This window comes from Caldimonas sp., from assembly GCF_046289365.1.
Taxonomy (GTDB): Bacteria; Pseudomonadota; Gammaproteobacteria; order Burkholderiales; family Burkholderiaceae_C; genus Caldimonas.
Genome location: NZ_JBKBVU010000050.1, coordinates 1 through 19,156 on the forward strand (window position 1 = coordinate 1; position 19,156 = coordinate 19,156).

Below are 19,156 nucleotides of genomic sequence, written 5' to 3' on the forward strand. Positions count from 1 at the left end.
TAGCAGAGATCGCTGAAGAACCAGACCGCGTCCACGGGGAGGTCCTGCTGCTCGACTTCTACCAGCACTCCCAGCACAAACTCGGTCGCCACCACCAGCACATCGTCGAAGAACTCCGGCTGCTCGAGCATCGCGGGAAGCGCCGTCTCCGCGCCCAAGGTGCGGATGAAGAACCAGACGGGCTCGACGGGCGAGATGACCACGTACTCGCCCCGGCTCACAGCGGCGGCCGCCGCCTGGCGGGCCTCCCTCCTGGACGCACAGCCGCAGCGGGCCGCTCAGTGTGGGCTGCTCAGTGGGCCGTGGCGGCGCCGGCGCCCTTGGGCGTGCGCACGGCGTCCACCATCGCGGCGATGTGCGAGGGCACGGGCGCCGAGACCTTGCTGACCAGGAAGGCGACCGCGAAGTTCACGATCGCGCCCACCGTGCCGAAAGCCTCGGGGGTGATGGTGAAGAAGCTGTTGGCCCCGCCGATCAGGTTGAGGTAGTCCGTGCCCGGGATGAAGAAGATGCCCTTGTGCGCGAACACGTAGAACAGCGTCACCGCCAGGCCCGCAATCATGCCGGCGCTTGCGCCCTTGTCGGTCACCGTCTTGCTGAAGATGCCCATCATCAGGGCCGGGAAGATCGTCGAGGCCGCAATCCCGAAGGCCAGGGCCACTGTGCCGGCGGCAAAGCCCGGCGGGTTCAGGCCCAGGTAGCCGGCCACGAAGATGGCGCCGGCCATCGCGATCTTGCCGGCCAGCAGCTCGCTCTTCTCGCTGATGTCGGGCTTGATCGCGCCCTTGATCAGGTCATGCGAGATCGCCGAGGAGATCGCCAGCAGCAAGCCCGCGGCCGTCGACAGGGCGGCGGCCAGGCCGCCGGCGGCCACCAGCGCGATCACCCAGTTGGGCAGTTGCGCGATCTCGGGGTTGGCCAGCACGATGATGTCGGCGTTCACCGTCAGCTCGTTGCCCTTCCAGCCGGCGGCTTCGGCCTTGGCCAGCACGTCGGGGTTCTTCGTGGCGCTGTTGTAGAACTGGATGCGGCCATCGCCGTTCTTGTCTTCCCATTTCAGCAGCCCGGTCTTCTCCCAGCGCTTCATCCAGTCGGGACGCTGCTCGTAGACCAGGCTGGCCTCAGGGGCGAACAGGTCGCTGTTGGCCTTGACCGCATCGGCATTCACCGCCATCTGACCGACCTCGTTCTGGGTGATGCCCACGGCGGTGTTGGTGGTGCCGAAGAGATTCAGGCGGGCCATCGCCCCCACGGCCGGAGCCGTGGTGTACAGCAGCGCGATGAACACCAGCGCCCAGCCGGCCGACGAGCGGGCATCGGCCACCTTGGGCACGGTGAAGAAGCGCACGATCACATGCGGCAGGCCGGCCGTGCCGATCATCAGCGAGATCGTGTAGAAAACCATGTTGATCGTGCTGCCGGCGGCGGTGGTCGTGTACTGGCCGAAGCCGAGATCCGTCACCACCTGGTCGAGCTTGGCCAGCAGCGACACGTCGGTGCCGGCCAGGTTCGCGCCCAGGCCCAGCTGTGGCAGGAAGTTGCCGGTGAGGTTCAGCGAGATGAAGAACGCCGGCACCAGGTAGGCCACGATCAGCACGATGTACTGCGCCACCTGGGTGTAGGTGATGCCCTTCATGCCGCCGAACACTGCATAGGCGAACACGATGGCCATGCCGATGTAGATGCCCTGGTCGCTGGTCACCCCCAGGAAACGTGCGAAGGTCACGCCCACGCCCGTCATCTGGCCGATGATGTAGGTGATGGAGGCCACCAGCAGGCAGATCACGGCCACGTTGCGGGCGAACTGCGAGTAGTAGCGGTCCCCGATGAACTCGGGCACCGTGAACTTGCCGAACTTGCGCAGGTACGGAGCCAGCAGGCAGGCCAGCAGCACGTAGCCACCCGTCCAGCCCATCAGGAACACCGCGCCGCCATAGCCCATGTTGGAGATCAGGCCGGCCATCGAGATGAAGGAGGCGGCCGACATCCAGTCGGCGGCCGTGGCCATGCCGTTGGTCACGGGGTGCACGCCCCCGCCGGCCACGTAGAAGTCTTTCGTGCTGCCGGCACGTGCCCAAATGGCAATGCCGATGTAGATCGCGAAGCTCAGCCCCACGATCAGGTAGGTCATCGTTTGAAGATCCATGGTCCGTCCCCGATCAGTCTTCTTGCATGCCGAACTTGCGGTCGATCTCTTTCATCTTCTTCGCGTACCAGAAGATCAGTGCGATGAAGATGTAGATGGACCCTTGCTGGGCGAACCAGAAACCCAGCGGATAGCCGCCCAGGTGGATGGCATTGAGTGCCGGGGCGAACAGGATACCGGCGCCATAGGACACCAAGGCCCAGATCACCAGCACCTTGGTCAGCAAGCCCAGGGTCGCTGACCAGTAGGCTTTTGCGTTGTTGTCTTCCATCGAGTGTCTCCTCTCGAAACGTGAAAAGGGAGTCCAGGGCGGTGATGGGGCCGCCCTGCAAATCGCGCTGCAGATCCTGACCTGCACCGTTGCCTTGCAATGTGGTGGGCAAGGCTTACGGCCACCTTATGCCGCGGGTAAGTCCCAACGCGTTTGCTCGTGCGCCTGTCGCCATATCGCACGTCCACCGTGGGATGTCAGGTAGATGTCAATTTCAACCGCCTGGGTTGAAGTCCGGCGTCAATAGTCCGGAAGAACGATGGGCACCTGCGGACCCTCGTTCTTCCGGACGGCCGGCAACGCCTTGCAGAAGGATGGGCAAGGCCGGTCCCGCTTCCTACAGTGGCTGCCATGGAGAAGAGCAAGGAGTGATCCCCATGGCGGCCCCCCAAGCAGGATCGGCAACGGTCCCCCCCATTCCGGTAAAGGCCTGGTCGGTGCTGATCGTCAGCACCCTGGCCTTCACGGTGTGCTTCATGGTGTGGATGATGTTCGGCGTCATCGGCATCCCGCTGAAGAAGGCCCTGAACCTCAACGCCACCGAGTTCGGCCTGCTGATGGCCACACCGGTGCTCACCGGCTCGCTGGTGCGCGTGCCGCTGGGCATCTGGACCGACCGCTATGGCGGTCGCATCGTGATGACGCTGCTGATGGCCGCTACCGTGCCGGCCATCTGGTTGATGGCCTATGCCACACAGTTCTGGCACTTCCTCGTCATCGGCCTGTTCGTCGGCCTGGCCGGCGGTTCGTTCTCGGTGGGCACCCCTTACGTGGCGCGCTGGTTTCCCAAGCAGCGCCAGGGCTTTGCAATGGGCGTGTATGGCGCGGGCAACTCGGGTGCGGCTGTGAACAAGTTCGTCGCGCCGGTGATCCTGGTGGCCTTCGGCTGGACGATGGTGCCGCAGGTGTATGCGGCCATCATGCTCGGCACCGTGGTGCTGTTCTGGATGTTCAGCCACAGCGACCCCAGTCACTTGGTGCCCAGCCACGTCAGGTTCACCGACCAGCTCAAGGCGCTGAAGGACCTGCGGGTGCTCAAGTACTGCCAGTACTACAGCATCGTGTTCGGCGGCTATGTGGCGCTGAGCCTGTGGATGGTGCAGTACTACGTGGGGGAGTACGGCCTGGACATCCGCGTGGCTGCCTTGCTGGCGGCCTGCTTCTCGCTGCCCGGCGGGGTGCTGCGGGCCATCGGCGGTTGGCTGAGCGACAAGTACGGCGCTCACAGCGTCACCTGGTGGGTGATGTGGGTGAGCTGGATCTGCCTGTTCCTGCTGAGCTATCCGCAGACCGAGTTCACGGTGCTCACCGTGGACGGCGCGCGCAGCTTCACGATCGGCCTGAATGTGTATGTCTTCACCGCGCTGATGTTCATCCTGGGCATCGCATGGGCCTTCGGCAAGGCCAGCGTCTTCAAGTACATCAGCGACGACTACCCGAACAACATCGGCGCCATCTCCGGCATCGTGGGCCTGGCCGGCGGCCTGGGCGGCTTCATCCTGCCCATCATGTTCGGCGCCTTGCTCGACCTCACCGGCATCCGCTCCAGCGCCTTCATGCTGCTCTACGGCGTGGTGTGGGTGTCGCTGATCTGGATGTACTTCACCGAGGTGCGCCGCCGCGAAGTGCTCGGCGCCAACACTGGCGGCCTGGCCCCCCAGAGCTGATCTTCAACAGAACCCCCCAACGGAGGCTGACGTGGCTTCTCATGTGATTGAACGCTGGAACCCTGAAGACCAGACGTTCTGGAACCAGCAAGGCGCGTCCATCGCGCGCCGCAACCTGTGGATCTCGATTCCGGCGCTGACCCTGGCCTTTGCCGTGTGGATGGTGTGGTCGGTGGTGGTGGTCAACCTGCCCGCCGTGGGCTTCAAGTTCAACACCAACCAGCTCTTCTGGTTGGCGGCGCTGCCCGCGCTGTGCGGCGCGACGCTGCGCATCTTCTACTCCTTTGCCGTGCCGATTTTCGGCGGGCGACGCTGGACTGCGATCTCCACTGCCAGCTTGCTGCTACCCGCGCTGGGTATCGGCTTGGCGGTGCAGAACTTGGCCACGCCTTATGAGGTCTTCGTGCTGCTGGCCTTGTTGTGCGGCCTGGGCGGCGGCAACTTCGCCTCCAGCATGAGCAACATCAGTTTCTTCTATCCCAAATCGAAAAAGGGCTATGCGTTGGGCATGAACGCTGGCCTGGGCAATCTGGGCGTCTCATTGGTGCAGTTCGTCGTGCCTTTGGTGATCACCACGGGCGTGTTCGGTGTCCTGGGCGGCGAGCCGGCGATGGTCACCCGCAACGGGCAGCAGGTGCCGATGTGGCTGCAAAACGCAGGATTCATCTGGGTGCCGTTCATCGTGGCTGCCACGGTGGCCGCCTGGTTTGGGATGAACGATCTCAAAGAAGCCCAAGCCTCTTTCGCCGACCAGGCCATCATCTTCAAACGCAAACACAATTGGTTGATGTGCTGGCTCTACATCGGTACCTTTGGCAGCTTCATTGGGTACTCGGCCGGCTTTCCTCTGCTCATCAAGAGCCAGTTTCCAGAGGTCAACGCCTTGTCGTACGCCTGGCTGGGCCCGCTGGTGGGCGCGCTGATCCGCCCGGTGGGCGGCTGGCTGTCCGACAAACTGGGTGGCGCCCGCGTGACGTTCTGGACCTTCATCGTGATGGGCTTGGGCGTGGCCGCGGTGCTGCAGTTCCTGCCAGCCGATGGGCGCGCCGGTAACTTCAACGCTTTCCTGATCTCCTTCCTCGTGCTGTTTGCTGCGGCCGGCGTGGGCAACGGCTCGACCTTCCGGATGATCCCCATCATCTTCCTGACCGAGCGCCAGCGTGCGGCCGGTTCAGGCGCGGCGGCCCAGGAGCAGGCCCAGCGTGACGCCAACAAGGAGGCCGCTGCGGTGCTGGGCTTCAGCTCGGCCGTGGGGGCCTATGGCGGCTTCTTCATTCCCAAGGGTTACGGCACGTCCATCGCCCTGACGGGCGGGCCCGAGGCCGCGCTGTACGTCTTCATCGTCTTCTACGTCACCTGCGTGGCCATCACTTGGTGGTACTACAGCCGCAAGAACGCGCCCATGCCCTGCTGATCCAGCGAACAGAACAAGGAGCCTCCGATGAGCCACTTTCTGGACCGACTGACCTACTTCAACCAGCCTAAGGAACACTTTGCCGACGGCCATGGCGTGACCACCGGTGAAGACCGCACCTGGGAAGACGCCTATCGCGCCCGCTGGGCCCACGACAAGATCGTGCGCTCCACCCACGGCACCAACTGCACGGGCTCGTGCTCGTGGAAGATCTACGTGAAGGGCGGCATCGTCACCTGGGAAACCCAGCAGACCGACTACCCTCGCACCCGGCCCGACCTGCCCAACCATGAGCCGCGCGGCTGCGCGCGCGGCGCCTCCTATTCCTGGTACCTCTACAGCGCCAACCGCGTGAAGTATCCGATGGTGCGTGGCCGCCTGCTCAAGCACTGGCGCGCGGCCAAGGCCGTGGCCCGCACGCCGGTGGACGCCTGGGCCAGCGTCGTGGAGAACGACAGCCAGCGCCGCGACTACCAGCAGCAGCGCGGCCTGGGCGGCTTCGTGCGCGCGACCTGGGATGAGGTCAACGAGATCATCGCAGCGGCCAACGTCTACACGATCAAAAAGTACGGCCCGGACCGCGTGATCGGCTTCTCGCCCATCCCGGCCATGTCGATGATCTCCTACGCGGCCGGCAGCCGCTACCTGTCGCTGATCGGTGGCGTGTGCATGAGCTTTTATGACTGGTATTGCGACCTGCCTCCGTCCAGCCCGCAAACCTGGGGCGAGCAGACCGACGTGCCCGAGAGCGCCGACTGGTACAACTCCACCTTCCTGATCGCCTGGGGCTCCAACGTGCCCCAGACGCGCACGCCCGATGCGCACTTCTTCACCGAGGTGCGCTACAAGGGCGCCAAGGTCGTGGCCATCACGCCCGACTACGCCGAGGTCTCCAAGCTGGCCGACCTGTGGATGCACCCCAAGCAGGGCACCGACGCTGCGCTGGCGATGGCCATGGGGCATGTGATCCTGAAGGAGTTCTACTTCGACAAGCGATCGAGCTACTTCGACGACTACGCGCGCCGCTACACCGACCTGCCGTTGCTGGTGCGGCTCAAGGAGCACACCCTGCCCGACGGCAGCACCACGCTGGTGCCCGACCGCTATGTGCGCGCCAGCGACTTCAACGGCAAGCTCGGCCAGGCCAACCACCCCGAGTGGAAGACTGTGGCCTTCGACGAGATGGGCAAGGTGGTGCTGCCCAACGGCTCCATCGGCTTCCGCTGGGGCCCGGACGGCCGGCCCGACGCCGGGCGCTGGAACCTCGAGAACAAGGAAGCCCGCCACGGCCACGACGTGAAGCTCAAGCTGTCGGTGCTGGAAGAGGGCGCGCAGGCCCATGAGGTGGTGGATGTCGCCTTCCCTTACTTCGGGGGAATCGACACTCCGCACTTCAACGCGAACAAGTCCACCGGCGACGTGATACGTCGCAAGGTGCCGGCGGTGCGCATTGCGCTGGGCAAGGCCGGCGAGCCGCGCGAGGCGCTGGTGGCCACGGTCTTCGACCTGCTGGTTGCGAACTACGGTGTCTCGCGCGGCTTGCCCGGCGAGAACGCAGCACTCTCCTACGACGACAACGTGCCCTACACCCCGGCGTGGCAGGAGAAGATCACCGGCGTCAAGCGCGAGCAGGTGATTGCGGTGGCGCGCCAGTTCGCCGACAACGCCGACAAGACGCATGGCAAGTCCATGGTGATCATCGGCGCGGCGATGAACCACTGGTACCACAGCGACATGAACTACCGCGGCATCATCAACATGCTGATGCTGTGCGGTTGCGTGGGCCAGAGCGGGGGCGGCTGGGCGCACTACGTGGGCCAGGAGAAGCTGCGCCCGCAGACCGGCTGGACGGCGCTGGCCTTTGCGCTGGACTGGATCCGCCCTCCGCGCCAGCAGAACTCCACCAGCTTCTTCTATGCCCACACCGACCAGTGGCGCTACGAGAAGTTGGGCGTCGAAGAGGTGCTCTCGCCGCTGGCCGACAAGACCCAGTTCCAGGGCAGCCTGATCGACTACAACGTGCGCGCCGAGCGCATGGGCTGGCTGCCCAGTGCGCCGCAGCTGCAGACCAACCCGCTGCAGGTGGTGCGCGACGCCCAGTCCGCCGGCCAGGACATCAAGGACTACGTCGTGAGCTCGCTCAAGAGCGGTGCGCTCAAGATGAGCTGCGAGGATCCGGACCATCCAAACAACTGGCCGCGCAACCTTTTCGTGTGGCGCTCCAACCTGCTGGGCTCGTCCGGCAAGGGGCACGAGTACTTCCTCAAGCACCTGCTGGGCACCGCCCACGGCGTGCAGGGCAAGGACCTGGGCCCTGACGATGCGAAACCGAAGGAGGTCGCCTGGCACGCCCAGGCCCCGGAGGGCAAGCTCGACCTGCTGGTCACGCTCGACTTCCGCATGAGCACGACCTGCCTGTACTCCGACATCGTGCTGCCCACGGCCACCTGGTACGAGAAGAACGACCTCAACACCAGCGACATGCACCCCTTCATCCACCCGCTGTCCACCGCGGTGGACCCGGCCTGGCAGGCCCGCTCCGACTGGGAGATCTACAAGGGCTTTGCGAAGAAGTTCAGCGAGGTCTGCGTGGGCCATCTGGGGGTTGAGAAGGAAGTGGTGCTCACGCCGCTGATGCACGACACCCCGGCCGAACTGGCCCAGCCCTTCGATGTGCAGGAATGGAAGAAGGGCCAGTGTGAGCTGATCCCAGGCAAGACCGCGCCGCAGATCACGGTCGTCGAGCGTGACTACCCCAACACCTACAAGCGATTCACGGCCCTGGGGCCGCTGATGGAGAAGGTGGGTAACGGCGGCAAGGGCATCACCTGGAACACGGCCGAGGAGGTGCGACAACTGGCCGAACTGAACGGCAAGGTGCACGAAGAGGGCGTGACGAAGGGCATGCCGAAGATCGAGACCGACATCGATGCCGCCGAGGTGGTGATGATGCTCGCGCCCGAGACCAACGGCCATGTGGCGGTGAAAGCCTGGGAGGCGCTCTCAAAGATCACCGGCCGGGAACACGCCCACCTGGCCCTGCACCGAGAGGACGAGAAGATCCGCTTCCGCGACATCCAGGCCCAGCCGCGCAAGATCATCAGCTCGCCCACCTGGTCGGGCCTGGAAAGCGAGAGCGTCAGCTACAACGCCGGCTACACCAACGTGCACGAGCTGATCCCCTGGCGCACGCTCACCGGCCGCCAGCAGTTCTACCAAGACCACCCGTGGATGATCGCCTTCGGCGAAGGATTCACCAGCTACCGCCCACCGGTGGACCTGAAGACGGTGGACGAGGTGATGAACCGCAAGCCCAACGGCAACCCGGAGATCACGCTCAACTTCATCACGCCGCACCAGAAGTGGGGCATCCACTCCACCTACAGCGACAACCTCGTGATGCTCACGCTCAACCGCGGCGGTCCGGTGATCTGGCTGAGCGAGGACGACGCGAAGCGCGCCGGCATCGTGGACAACGACTGGGTCGAGCTCTTCAACGCCAATGGCGCGATCGCAGCGCGCGCGGTGGTGAGCCAGCGCGTCAACCCCGGCATGGTGATGATGTACCACGCGCAGGAAAAGACCATCAACACCCCGGGCAGCGAGATCACCGGGCAGCGTGGCGGCATCCACAACTCGGTGACCCGCATCGTCACCAAGCCCACGCACATGATCGGCGGCTATGCGCAGTTGAGCTACGGCTTCAACTACTACGGGACCATCGGGACCAACCGAGACGAGTTCGTCGTGGTGCGCAAGATGAAGCGCATCGACTGGCTCGACGACGGGACCCCGGCGACCGCCGCCTGACAAAAAGGAGATACCTGCGATGAAAGTCCGCGCACAGATCGGCATGGTCCTCAACCTGGACAAGTGCATCGGCTGCCACACCTGCTCCGTCACCTGCAAAAACGTCTGGACGAATCGACCAGGCATGGAGTACGCCTGGTTCAACAACGTCGAGACCAAACCCGGCATCGGCTATCCGAAGGAATGGGAGAACCAGGACAAGTGGCACGGAGGCTGGGTCCGCAAGGCCGACGGCAACATTGAGCCACGCCAGGGGGGCAAGTGGAAGCTGCTGATGCGCCTCTTCGCCAACCCCAACCTGCCCGAGATCGACGACTACTACGAGCCCTTCACCTTCGACTACGACCACCTGCAGTCGGCGCCGGAGTCCAAGGCCGCGCCGGTGGCGCGCCCGCGCAGCCTCATCACGGGGCAGCGCATGGAGAAAATCGAGTGGGGGCCGAACTGGGAGGAGATCCTGGGCGGCGAATTTGCCAAGCGCTCGAAGGACAAGAACTTCGAGGAGGTGCAGAAGGACATCTACGGCCAGTTCGAGAACACCTTCATGATGTACCTGCCGCGCCTGTGCGAGCATTGCCTCAACCCGGCGTGCGTGGCCTCCTGCCCCTCGGGCTCGATCTACAAGCGCGAGGAGGACGGCATCGTCCTGATCGACCAGGACAAGTGCCGCGGCTGGCGCATGTGCGTCTCGGGCTGTCCCTACAAGAAGATCTACTACAACTGGCAGACCGGCAAGGCCGAGAAGTGCATCTTCTGCTACCCCCGCATCGAGGCCGGCCAGCCCACGGTGTGTTCCGAAACCTGCGTGGGCCGCATCCGCTACCTGGGCGTGCTGCTCTACGACGCTGATCGCATCGAGCAGGCGGCCAGCGTCGAGCACGACCGCGAGCTCTACCAGGCCCAGCTCGACATCTTCCTCGACCCCAACGACCCCAAGGTAATCGAACAGGCCCGCGCCGACGGCATCCCCGAGGCCTGGCTGGAGGCGGCACGCAACAGCCCCGTCTACAAGATGGCGGTGGACTGGAAGGTGGCGCTGCCGCTGCACCCCGAGTACCGCACCCTGCCGATGGTGTGGTACGTGCCGCCGCTGTCGCCCATCACCGCCGCGGCCAACGCCGGCGACATCGGCATCAACGGCGAGATCCCCGACGTCAACCAGTTGCGCATTCCCGTGCGCTACCTCGCCAACATGCTCACGGCCGGGGAGACGGCGCCGGTGGTGCGTGCGCTCGAGCGCATGCTGGCGATGCGCGCCTATCAGCGCGAGAAGCATGTGGAAGGGCGCATCAACACGACGGCGCTGCAGCAGGTCGGCATCGACCAGGCCACGGTGGAGGACATGTACCAGGTGATGGCGATTGCCAACTACGAGGACCGCTTCGTCATCCCTACCACACACCGCGAATACGCCGAGAACGCTTTCGACGTGCGCGGCAGCTGCGGCTTCTCCTTCGGCAACGGCTGCTCCGATGGCAGCACCGAGACCAGCCTCTTTGGCAGCAAGAAGAAGCGCACCATCCCCATCAAGGCCACCGTCTGAGCGCAGGAGCACCACGATGAAACGTTTTCCTTCCGAAAGCTGCCGCGCGGTGGCCTGCCTGCTGGGCTACCCGGACGACACGCTGCGCGCCGCCCTCGACGAGATCGAGGCGGTGGTGATGGCCGAGTCCGCCCTCAGCGCCGAAGCCCGTGCCGGCCTGCAGGCCCTGATCCGGCAATTGCGCCGCGGCGAAGCCTTCGAAGTCGAGGCCCGCTACGTGGACACCTTCGACCGCGGACGCGCCACCTCGCTGCATCTCTTCGAGCACGTGCACGGTGACTCGCGTGACCGCGGCCCGGCGATGGTGGACCTGCTGCAGACCTACGAGCAGGCCGGCCTCTACCTCGCCCCGGGTGAACTGCCCGACTACCTGCCCGTGGCCCTGGAGTTCGCCGCCACGCAGCCGGCGGCTGTGGCGCGCGATTTCCTCGGCGAGATGGCGCACATCCTGAACGCCCTGCACAGCGCACTCGTGCAGCGGCACAGCCCCTATGCGGCGGCGATTGCCGCGGTGCTGGAAATGGCTGGCGAGCGTGTCCAGCACTTGGCCCTGCCGCCCGAAGAGGGCCTGGACGACGCCTGGGCCGAGCCCCCGGCTTTCGACGGCTGCGCCACCAGGGGCCAGAACCGGCCGGATCAACCCCAGCCCATCCACATCGTCCGCAAGCCCGCAGCTTCCCAAGGAGCACGCGCATGAAAGCCACCGTCGATTTCTTCTTTTTCGGCCTCTACCCCTACATCTGCCTCGGGGTGTTCTTCGTCGGCAGCCTGCTGCGCTTCGATCGCGATCAGTACACCTGGAAGAGCGATTCCTCGCAGTTGCTGCGCACCGGCCAGTTGCGCTGGGGCAGCAACCTCTTCCACGCCGGGGTGCTCTTCCTCTTCTTCGGCCACTTCGTGGGCATGCTCACGCCGCACTTCCTGTACGAGCCCTTCATGAGCTCGGGCACCAAGCAGGTGCTGGCGATGACGGCCGGCGGCATCGCCGGCGTGCTGGCGCTCATCGGGGTGAGCCTGCTGCTGCACCGCCGCCTGTCGGACCCGCGCATCCGTGCCACGTCCAAGACCAGCGACATCGTCCTGCTGTGGCTGCTGTGGGTGCAGCTCGCGCTGGGCTTGGCCACCGTGCCGCTGTCGGCCCAGCATCTGGACGGCAGCGTGATGCTGGTGTTGGCCGAGTGGGCGCAGCGCATCGTCACCTTCCGGCCCGGGGCCGCCGAGCAGATGGCCGACATCTCCTGGGTCTTCCGCGCCCACATGGTCCTGGGCATGACGATGTTCCTGATCTTCCCGTTCACCCGCCTGGTGCATGTGTGGAGCGGCTTCGGCGCCATCGCCTACCTGCTGCGGCCTTACCAGGTGGTGCGCTCACGCCGTCTGAACCTGCCGGCCGAACACCATGCCCCGGCCCGCCGCCCCGTGGCCTGAAGGAGACAATGCCATGACCATCGACACCCTGGGCCTGGTGGCCCGCGTCAACGGCCGGCCGCTCCACGCCCCTGGCCAGGCGCTGCCGCCCGAGGTGCTGCGCCAACGGGCCTGCACCGAGCTGCTGCGCCAGGCCGCGCAGGCTGCCGGCCTGCTCGACGCTGCTGACCAACCGGGCACCGACGGCGGGATCAGCGAGGCGGCCGGCGCCGCGATCGAGGCCCTGCTCGAACGCGAGCTGGCGCTGCCCGAGCCGTCCGAGGAGGCGCTGCGCCGCCACCATGCGGCGCACGCCGCCCAGTACAGTGAAGGCGAGCGGGTGCGCGCCCGCCACATTCTGTTCGCCGTGACGCCCGGCGTGGACGTGAAGGCCCTGCGCCTGAAGGCCGAAAGCGTGCTGCTGGAACTGCGCTGCCACGACGAAGGCCAGACCCAGGCCGATCGGGACCGGCGCTTTGCCCGGGCAGCGCAGGACTGGTCGAACTGCCCCAGCGGTGCGCGCGGCGGCGTGATCGGTGACGAGGAGGGTTGGCTGCGCGCAGCCGACTGCGCTCCCGAGTTCGCCCGTGAGATTTTCGGGCACACCGACGTGGGCGTGCTGCCTCGCCTGGTGCACACCCGCTTCGGCCTGCATGTGGTGGAGGTGCTGGAGCGCCACGCCGGCCAGGCCCAGCCCTTCGAGACTGTGCGCGGTGCTGTGCGCCTGGCGCTGCAGCAGCAGGCCTGGATGACCGCGCTGCGCCAGTATCTGCGCCTGCTGGCCGGGCAGGCCGAACTCGATGGGGTGGCGCTCGACGCCGCCGACACGCCCCTGGTGCAGTAGGGCGCAGGGGAGTGCGGCCATGCCCGACGAGCTGATCGAGCGCCTGCGTCGTTTCCACGACGACTACTTCCCCCGACACCAGGCGCGGTTTCGCGACCTGGTGGACCAGGGGCAGCACCCCACCACGCTTTTCATCGGCTGCTCGGACTCCCGTCTGGTGCCCTACCTGCTCACCGGGACGGGCCCGGGCGAGCTCTTCATCGTGCGCAACGTGGGTGCGCTGGTGCCGCCTTACGACGGCAGCCACGGCCACCATGGCACGACCGCGGCCATCGAGTTTGCCGTGCTCAACCTGCATGTGACGCGCATCGTGGTGTGCGGCCACAGCCATTGCGGCGCCATGAAGGCTTTGTACGAGGAAATCTCGCCCGAAGCCCCGAACCTGGCCCGCTGGCTCGACCTTGCCCGCGAGGCAGCCCTGCCGGTGCAGCCCAGTCCCGAGGCCCTGCGCCGGACCGAGCAGCGCGCCGTGGTGTTGCAGCTCGAACGCCTGATGGACTATCCGATGGTGCGCTCCCGGGTGGAAGCCGGGACGATCACACTGCACGGCTGGCACTACGTGATCGAGGACGGCGAGGTGCACGTCTTCGACGTGCTGGCCGGTGGCTTTGTGCCGGCCTCACGGTCCGAGCACAGCGGGACCGGGCCGTACGTGCCGGCCGAGCAGGACGTGTGCTTCAACGAGATCGACAGCCGACTGCACCCGTCCCGATGACCCCAGGCTTGACGTGGAGCAAGCCGAGATGCACACGCGCGGCGTAGAGTGTGCATGAGGGCCCGAGGCGGGCTCGGACGGAGGCTCCCATGTTCGATCATCTGCTCGTGCCCGTCGATGGCAGCGATCTCAGCAACAAAGCCATGCATGCGGGCTTGGCCCTGGCCCGGCGCCTGGGGGCCCGCGTCACCGGCTTCATCGTCGAGCCCTTCGCCCCACCACCGGCCAGCATCGGCGAAGGCTATGCCTATGGGCGCATCACCAAGACCCATGACGAAGCGGTGCGCGCGCATGCCGACGAAGTGCTCGGCCGCTTCGAGCGTCTCGCGGCACAGGCGCAGGTGCCCTTCCAGCGCGTGAGTGTGCAGGCCAACAACATCGAGGACGCCATCGTCGATGCCGCAGCCCGGCACCAGTGCGATCTCATCGTGATGGTCACGCATGGCCGCGGTGTCTTTGGTGAACTGATGTGGGGCTCGCACACGAAGAACCTCATGTCGCGCACGAAACTGCCCGTGCTCGTGCTGCATTGACGAGCGTCCATTGAGCAGGGTCAAGGCCCTGCCGGTGTTGTGCGCTTACCTTCACACCTCCATCACGAGGTGTGTCCATGTCCGAAGTCTCGTCTTCCGTCGAACCCGCCATGGCCGGCCTGCTCGAACGCAGCGGCCTGTCGGCGCTGGTGCTCAAGGGCGCTCGCCTGCTGCCGATCGTGCAGGGGGGCATGGGCGTGGGGGTGTCGGCCCATCGTCTGGCAGGCAGCGTGGCCGCACTCGGCGGTGTGGGCACGCTCAGCAGCGTGGACCTGCGCCGTCACCACCCCGACCTCATGGAGCGCACCCGCGGCCTGGGCGTCGGCAAGGCCGCCAAGCAGGCCATCGATGCGGCCAACCTCGAAGCCATCGACCGCGAGGTGGCCGCTGCCCGTCGGCGCAGCGGCGGTCGGGGCCTGCTGGCGATGAACGTGATGCGCGCGGTCAGCGAATATGCCGCCAGCGTGAAGCGTGCATTGGAGGCCGGCATTGACGCCATCGTGGTGGGGGCCGGATTGCCGCTGGACCTGCCCGACCTGGCCCAGGACCATCCCGACGCCTTGCTCATCCCCATCCTGTCCGACAGCCGCGGCGTGCAGCTCATCGTGAGGAAGTGGGAGCGCAAGAAGCGTCTGCCCGACGCCATCGTGATCGAACACCCCCGCCTGGCAGGCGGTCACCTGGGCGCCGCGAAGATCGCCGACCTGAACGACCCACGCTTCGACTTCGAACGGGTGCTGCCCGAAACGCGCGAATTCCTGCGCAAGGCCGGCATCGAACGCGAGATCCCGCTGATCGCCGCCGGTGGCATCCGCAGCCATGCCGACATCGTCCGCATGCAGTCGTTGGGGGCCAGCGCCGTGCAACTGGGCACCCCGTTTGCGGTGACCGAGGAGGGCGACGCCCACCCCGAGTTCAAGCGCGTGCTGGCGCAAGCCCGCGAGGAGGACATGGTCGAGTTCACCAGCGTGGCCGGTCTGCCCGCACGCGCAGTGGCCACCCCCTGGCTCAAGGCCTACCTCAAGATCGAGAAGAAGCTGCAGGCCGTGGCGCACCTGAAGAGCCGCTGCACCAAGGCCTTCGACTGCCTGGCCCAGTGCGGGCTGCGCGACGGTCTGCCCGGCTGGGGCCAGTTCTGCATCGACCACCAGCTCGCTGCCGCCTTGCGCGGCGACGTGAAGAAGGGCCTGTTCTTCCGGGGTGTGGGCCCCTTGCCCTTCGGTGACCAGATCCGCAGCGTGCGTGAGCTGGTCGAACGGCTGCTCACCCCGGCTGCGGCGGCGGCCTGAGGCACGGGCATGCGCACCATCCCTATCCGGCCAGGGCCTGCCGCGCCGGCGGTGCCGCCGCCCGCCTGGCGTGCCTCCTGGCTGCTGGCCGCGCCGCACCGGCTGGGCTTTTTTGCCGGGGCGGTGATGCTTTCGGTCAGCGCCCTGTGGTGGCTGATCGTGCTGGCCAGCCGCCAAGGCCTGGTCCCGCCCCTGCCCTGGGCCCTCTCCCCCAGCCTGGCCCATGCCCTGCTGATGAGCCAGGGTTTCATGCCGCTGTTCATCACGGGCTTCCTCTTCACGGCCGCTCCGAAGTGGCTGGGCCTGCCACCGGTGGCCGCGCGCAGCCTGCTGGCGCCCACGCTGGCCTGCCTGAGCGGCTGGGCCGTCTTCCTGATGGGGGTGCATGGGCTGGCTCCAATGGCGGCCATCGGCCTGTCGGCGGTGGCCTGGGGCTGGAGTGGATTCACCCGGCGCTACCTGCAACTGCTGCGCAAGTCCACGGTCGAGGACCGCACCCATGCGCGTGTGGTGGGCACCGCCTGCCTGGTCGGCTCGATCGGCCTGTGGGCCGCGGTGGTCGGCCTGGTGCTCGAAGAACCAGGCTGGACCTTGGCTGCCGCCTCTGCGGGCCTGTGGTGGTTTATCGCCCCTGTCTACGCCGCCGTGCTGCATCGCATGGTGCCCTTCTTCACGGCCGCTGCGCTCCCGGCGCTCGATGCCTGGCGGCCGATGTGGCTGTTGTGGACCTGGCTGGTGGTGCTGGGGGCGCAGCCGCCACTGGACTGGGCGGCGCGACAGTCCGGCCCCCTGGCTGCGCTGGCGATTAGCATCAACGGGGTCGCCGGGCTCGCCGCCCTGTGGCTGGCGGTGCGCTGGGGCCTGGTGCAAAGCCTGCGCATCCGTCTGCTGGCCATGCTGCACCTGGGCTTCGTCTGGCTCGGCGTGGCCCTGCTGTTGCAGGCCGCGGCTCAGGCCTTGTGGTGGTGGGGCGGGCATGCCCTGGGTCTGGCCCCGCTGCACGCGCTCACGCTGGGTTTTCTCGGGTCCATCCTGCTGGCCATGGCCACGCGCGTGTCCTGTGGGCACGGCGGGCGCACGCTCGTGGCCGACGACTTCGCCTGGGGGCTGTTCTGGGGCCTGCAGGCCGCTGTGGTGTTGCGCCTGCTGGGGGCGGGGCAGGGGTCGGCCTCGGGCGTGCTCGTGCTGGCCTCGGCGGCGCTGTGGGCGGCCGTGGCCCTGGGCTGGAGCTGGCGGTATGGGCGCTGGTTCGGTCGGCCGCGTGCCGATGGCCGGCCCGGGTGACGACGAGGTTCGCCGATTCGGGGGATGCCGTGACCGCCGGTTTCAGGGTTACCGTTGGCACCTCATGCGTCTGCCCGCTCTGTTCCTTGCGGCCTGTGCGGCCGCCGTGTCCATCGCCCCCTCGCCCACCGCGGCGGCGGCCCCGCCGCCGGCCCGGTGGCTCGATCACCCCGAGTCGATCCGGGTCATGCCGGTTCCGTCGGCCGAGGCCGAGACCCTGCGGCGCTTCCACGCCCTGGGCCCGGCCGGCCTGCGATGGTTCGATGCGCAGGGCCGGGCTCGCCCGGTGCTGGCCGAAGCCCTGTCCCTGCTGGCCGCGGCCGAGGACGACGGGTTGCATCCCGGCGACTACGAGGCCGATGAACTCGCACGGGCCGTTCAATCCGGGCGTGCAGCCGCTGCCGGCAACGGCACCCCGTCAGCCCTGCCTGCGCTGGACCAGCGCCTGAGCCTGGCCGTGCTGCGCTTCCTGCGCGAGCTGCACCTGGGCCGTGTCGACCCGCGCCGGCACGGCTGGAAGCGCCGACCCGCCCGGGTCGAGCCCGACCTTGCCGCCCTCTTGCACCAGGCCCTGGAGGCCGGACGGCTGGCCCCCGCCGTGCAGGCCCTGCGACCCGCCTGGCCCGCCTACGAAACGCTGCGGGCCGCCTTGCCGGCCCTGCGGGCGCAGGCCGCCCGGGAAACGCCAGCCCCGTTGCCGGTCTTCCGGCCCAGTCTGCGCCCCGGGCAGTCGCATGCACAGGCGGTGCGGGTCTTCGAGCGGCTGCGCTTTCTGGGTGAGCTGCCTGGCGATGCACCCCCGCCCACCGACCCGACCCGCTATGACCCAGCCTGGGAACCGGCGGTGCGCCGCTTCCAGGCCCGCCACGGACTGAATGACGACGGGGTGATCGGGCCTTCCACCGTGGCGGCGCTCAACGTACCGCTGTCGCAGCGTGTGCGTCAGGTCGAGCTGAGCTTGGAGCGGCTGCGCTGGATGCCTCCCCCGCCGGGCCAGCCTCTGATCCTGGTCAATGTGCCGATGTTCCGGCTGTGGGCCTATGCCGACGCGACCGCGGAGCCGGCCCTGGCGTTGCGTGTGATCGTGGGCCGCAGTGGCAAGGACGCCACCCCCTCGATGATGGAGGAGCTGCGCTACCTCGTCTTCCGTCCCTACTGGAACGTGCCGTCCGGCATCCTGCGCGACGAGGAGCTACCGCGCATCGAGGCCGACCCGGGCTACCTGCACCGCCAGAACAAAGAAGTGGTGGACGGCCCGGCGGACCATTCCCCCGTGCTGCCGTTCGGTGCTGAGGCCCTGGCCGGTCTGCGTGAGGGCCGCCTGCGCCTGCGCCAGAAGCCGGGTCCGGGCAATGCCTTGGGCGCCGTGAAGTTCATGATGCCCAACGACGAGGCCATTTATCTGCACGACACCCCGGCGCGCAGCCTCTTCCTACGCGAGCGGCGAGACTTCAGCCATGGCTGCGTGCGCGTGCAGGAGCCGGCTGCCCTGGCCACCTGGGTCCTGCGTGAACACCCGGGCTGGAACGCGCAGCGGGTGGCCGCGGCGATGCGCGACGATGCCGTCCCCTCGCAGTACGTGATGCTCGACCGTCCGGTGACGGTTGCCCTGGCCTACTTCACCGCCTGGGCCGAGTCGCCGGGAGCCCCCGTGCGATTTGCGGCCGATGTGTACCAGCGCGATGCACCGCTGGCACGAGCACTCCAGCGGCGCCGCTCGGACTGAAAAGGGACCGGCCACTCGAGGGGCGAGGAAGGCCGCTGCTCCCGCGCCCCCACTGTTGCCCTGCGTGCCGCGCTTGTCACACCCTGTTTCCAAAACCTGCTGGCCCGCGCCGGGAGGGGCTTGCTAGCATCGCGCGGCTTTCAGGGACAAGACAAGCAAGGGAGGCCTGTGATGACCGAGCCTTTCGATGCGGCCGCGCTGGCGGCGGGCTGGCTGGACAGCCGCGCTGAGCTGCACACCGTGGGGGCCGACGCTCGGATGCATCGCATCAGCGGCCACATCGCCCAGGCCTTGAGTGTGCTGGCTGGTGCGCCCCCGGCCGCCCAAACCGTGTGCGCGAGGCCCTGGTGAAGCCCGGCGACAGGGCCCTGCTGGAGGATGAAGATCCGATGAAGCGGGAAGTGAAAGCTGCAAGCGGGTGGCTGTTGCCGAGGCTGCTGTGGCTGTGCGCCGTGCTGCTTAGCGGCTGCGCAGGGGCGGTGCGCGCCGATCGCGATGCGGTGGCGG

Annotated in this window: 16 protein-coding genes; 13 read left to right on the forward strand and 3 right to left on the reverse strand. The window is 67.2% G+C overall.

Features of this window, described 5'->3' with window-relative positions; genetic code table 11:
* The 3 genes from ACK42S_RS07250 to ACK42S_RS07260 form a co-directional block, all read right to left on the reverse strand.
* Positions 1–203: hypothetical protein (locus ACK42S_RS07250; protein ID WP_409704984.1), on the reverse strand; the 203-nt coding region annotated here is incomplete at its 3' end.
* Positions 204–292: 89 nt separating this feature from the next.
* Positions 293–2,131, reverse strand: coding sequence for a sodium:solute symporter family protein (locus ACK42S_RS07255; RefSeq protein ID WP_409704986.1), 1,839 nt, complete (start codon positions 2,129–2,131; stop codon positions 293–295).
* A 28-nt stretch (positions 2,132–2,159) separates the two neighbouring features.
* Positions 2,160–2,417 (reverse strand): DUF4212 domain-containing protein, encoded by a 258-nt coding sequence (locus ACK42S_RS07260; protein WP_409704988.1) that lies wholly within the window; start codon positions 2,415–2,417, stop codon positions 2,160–2,162.
* 377 nt (positions 2,418–2,794) lie between these two features.
* On the opposite strand from ACK42S_RS07260, the gene ACK42S_RS07265 reads away from it, so the two are divergent.
* The 13 genes from ACK42S_RS07265 to ACK42S_RS07325 all read left to right on the forward strand — a co-directional run bounded on the left by ACK42S_RS07265 (position 2,795) and on the right by ACK42S_RS07325 (position 19,000).
* Complete coding sequence (locus ACK42S_RS07265) at positions 2,795–4,084, forward strand: MFS transporter (protein WP_409704990.1); 1,290 nt, start codon at positions 2,795–2,797, stop codon at positions 4,082–4,084.
* A gap of 31 nt (positions 4,085–4,115) precedes the next feature.
* Entirely contained in the window at positions 4,116–5,498 is a 1,383-nt protein-coding gene (locus ACK42S_RS07270) for a NarK family nitrate/nitrite MFS transporter (RefSeq protein WP_409704992.1), read from the forward strand.
* A 27-nt stretch (positions 5,499–5,525) separates the two neighbouring features.
* A complete protein-coding gene (locus ACK42S_RS07275; protein ID WP_409704994.1) occupies positions 5,526–9,308 on the forward strand; it encodes a nitrate reductase subunit alpha in 3,783 nt (1,260 codons plus the stop codon).
* A gap of 19 nt (positions 9,309–9,327) precedes the next feature.
* Complete coding sequence (gene narH / locus ACK42S_RS07280; RefSeq protein ID WP_409704996.1) at positions 9,328–10,851, forward strand: nitrate reductase subunit beta; 1,524 nt, start codon at positions 9,328–9,330, stop codon at positions 10,849–10,851.
* Between the two features lie 16 nt (positions 10,852–10,867).
* Positions 10,868–11,548: a nitrate reductase molybdenum cofactor assembly chaperone gene (gene narJ, locus ACK42S_RS07285; RefSeq protein WP_409704998.1), complete on the forward strand. Its 681-nt coding sequence runs from the start codon at positions 10,868–10,870 to the stop codon at positions 11,546–11,548.
* Entirely contained in the window at positions 11,545–12,279 is a 735-nt protein-coding gene (gene narI / locus ACK42S_RS07290; RefSeq protein ID WP_409705000.1) for a respiratory nitrate reductase subunit gamma, read from the forward strand. Before narJ ends, narI begins: the two co-directional genes overlap by 4 nt.
* A gap of 13 nt (positions 12,280–12,292) precedes the next feature.
* The gene (locus ACK42S_RS07295; RefSeq protein WP_409705002.1) at positions 12,293–13,102 is read left to right on the forward strand and encodes a peptidylprolyl isomerase; all 810 of its coding nucleotides are present in this window, start codon (positions 12,293–12,295) and stop codon (positions 13,100–13,102) included.
* Between the two features lie 19 nt (positions 13,103–13,121).
* Positions 13,122–13,817 carry a carbonic anhydrase gene (locus tag ACK42S_RS07300; protein WP_409705004.1) on the forward strand — a complete coding sequence of 232 codons (696 nt, stop codon included), beginning with the start codon at positions 13,122–13,124 and terminating at the stop codon, positions 13,815–13,817.
* Between the two features lie 89 nt (positions 13,818–13,906).
* Positions 13,907–14,350, forward strand: a complete 444-nt coding sequence (locus ACK42S_RS07305; protein WP_409705006.1) for a universal stress protein — start codon at positions 13,907–13,909, stop codon at positions 14,348–14,350.
* A 77-nt stretch (positions 14,351–14,427) separates the two neighbouring features.
* Positions 14,428–15,639: an NAD(P)H-dependent flavin oxidoreductase gene (locus ACK42S_RS07310; protein WP_409705008.1), complete on the forward strand. Its 1,212-nt coding sequence runs from the start codon at positions 14,428–14,430 to the stop codon at positions 15,637–15,639.
* Positions 15,640–15,648: 9 nt separating this feature from the next.
* Positions 15,649–16,923, forward strand: a complete 1,275-nt coding sequence (locus tag ACK42S_RS07315) for an NnrS family protein (protein ID WP_409705010.1) — start codon at positions 15,649–15,651, stop codon at positions 16,921–16,923.
* Between the two features lie 64 nt (positions 16,924–16,987).
* On the forward strand, positions 16,988–18,649 hold the full coding sequence (locus ACK42S_RS07320) for a murein L,D-transpeptidase (RefSeq protein ID WP_409705012.1): 1,662 nt from the start codon (positions 16,988–16,990) through the stop codon (positions 18,647–18,649).
* Positions 18,650–18,820: 171 nt separating this feature from the next.
* On the forward strand, positions 18,821–19,000 hold the full coding sequence (locus ACK42S_RS07325; protein WP_409705014.1) for a hypothetical protein: 180 nt from the start codon (positions 18,821–18,823) through the stop codon (positions 18,998–19,000).
* The last annotated feature ends 156 nt before the right edge of the window (positions 19,001–19,156 follow it).

What these genes read in the sequence shown, in the direction of transcription:
- ACK42S_RS07325 (WP_409705014.1), top strand. Translation starts at nt 18,821, where the DNA reads ATGACCGAGCCTTTCGATGCGGCCGCGCTGGCGGCGGGCTGGCTGGAC.
- ACK42S_RS07320 (WP_409705012.1), top strand. Translation starts at nt 16,988, where the DNA reads ATGCGTCTGCCCGCTCTGTTCCTTGCGGCCTGTGCGGCCGCCGTGTCC.
- ACK42S_RS07315 (WP_409705010.1), top strand. Translation starts at nt 15,649, where the DNA reads ATGCGCACCATCCCTATCCGGCCAGGGCCTGCCGCGCCGGCGGTGCCG.
- ACK42S_RS07295 (WP_409705002.1), top strand. Translation starts at nt 12,293, where the DNA reads ATGACCATCGACACCCTGGGCCTGGTGGCCCGCGTCAACGGCCGGCCG.
- ACK42S_RS07255 (WP_409704986.1), bottom strand. Translation starts at nt 2,131, where the DNA reads ATGACCTACCTGATCGTGGGGCTGAGCTTCGCGATCTACATCGGCATT.
- ACK42S_RS07300 (WP_409705004.1), top strand. Translation starts at nt 13,122, where the DNA reads ATGCCCGACGAGCTGATCGAGCGCCTGCGTCGTTTCCACGACGACTAC.
- ACK42S_RS07305 (WP_409705006.1), top strand. Translation starts at nt 13,907, where the DNA reads ATGTTCGATCATCTGCTCGTGCCCGTCGATGGCAGCGATCTCAGCAAC.
- ACK42S_RS07260 (WP_409704988.1), bottom strand. Translation starts at nt 2,417, where the DNA reads ATGGAAGACAACAACGCAAAAGCCTACTGGTCAGCGACCCTGGGCTTG.
- ACK42S_RS07265 (WP_409704990.1), top strand. Translation starts at nt 2,795, where the DNA reads ATGGCGGCCCCCCAAGCAGGATCGGCAACGGTCCCCCCCATTCCGGTA.
- narI (WP_409705000.1), top strand. Translation starts at nt 11,545, where the DNA reads ATGAAAGCCACCGTCGATTTCTTCTTTTTCGGCCTCTACCCCTACATC.
- narJ (WP_409704998.1), top strand. Translation starts at nt 10,868, where the DNA reads ATGAAACGTTTTCCTTCCGAAAGCTGCCGCGCGGTGGCCTGCCTGCTG.
- ACK42S_RS07310 (WP_409705008.1), top strand. Translation starts at nt 14,428, where the DNA reads ATGTCCGAAGTCTCGTCTTCCGTCGAACCCGCCATGGCCGGCCTGCTC.
- ACK42S_RS07275 (WP_409704994.1), top strand. Translation starts at nt 5,526, where the DNA reads ATGAGCCACTTTCTGGACCGACTGACCTACTTCAACCAGCCTAAGGAA.
- narH (WP_409704996.1), top strand. Translation starts at nt 9,328, where the DNA reads ATGAAAGTCCGCGCACAGATCGGCATGGTCCTCAACCTGGACAAGTGC.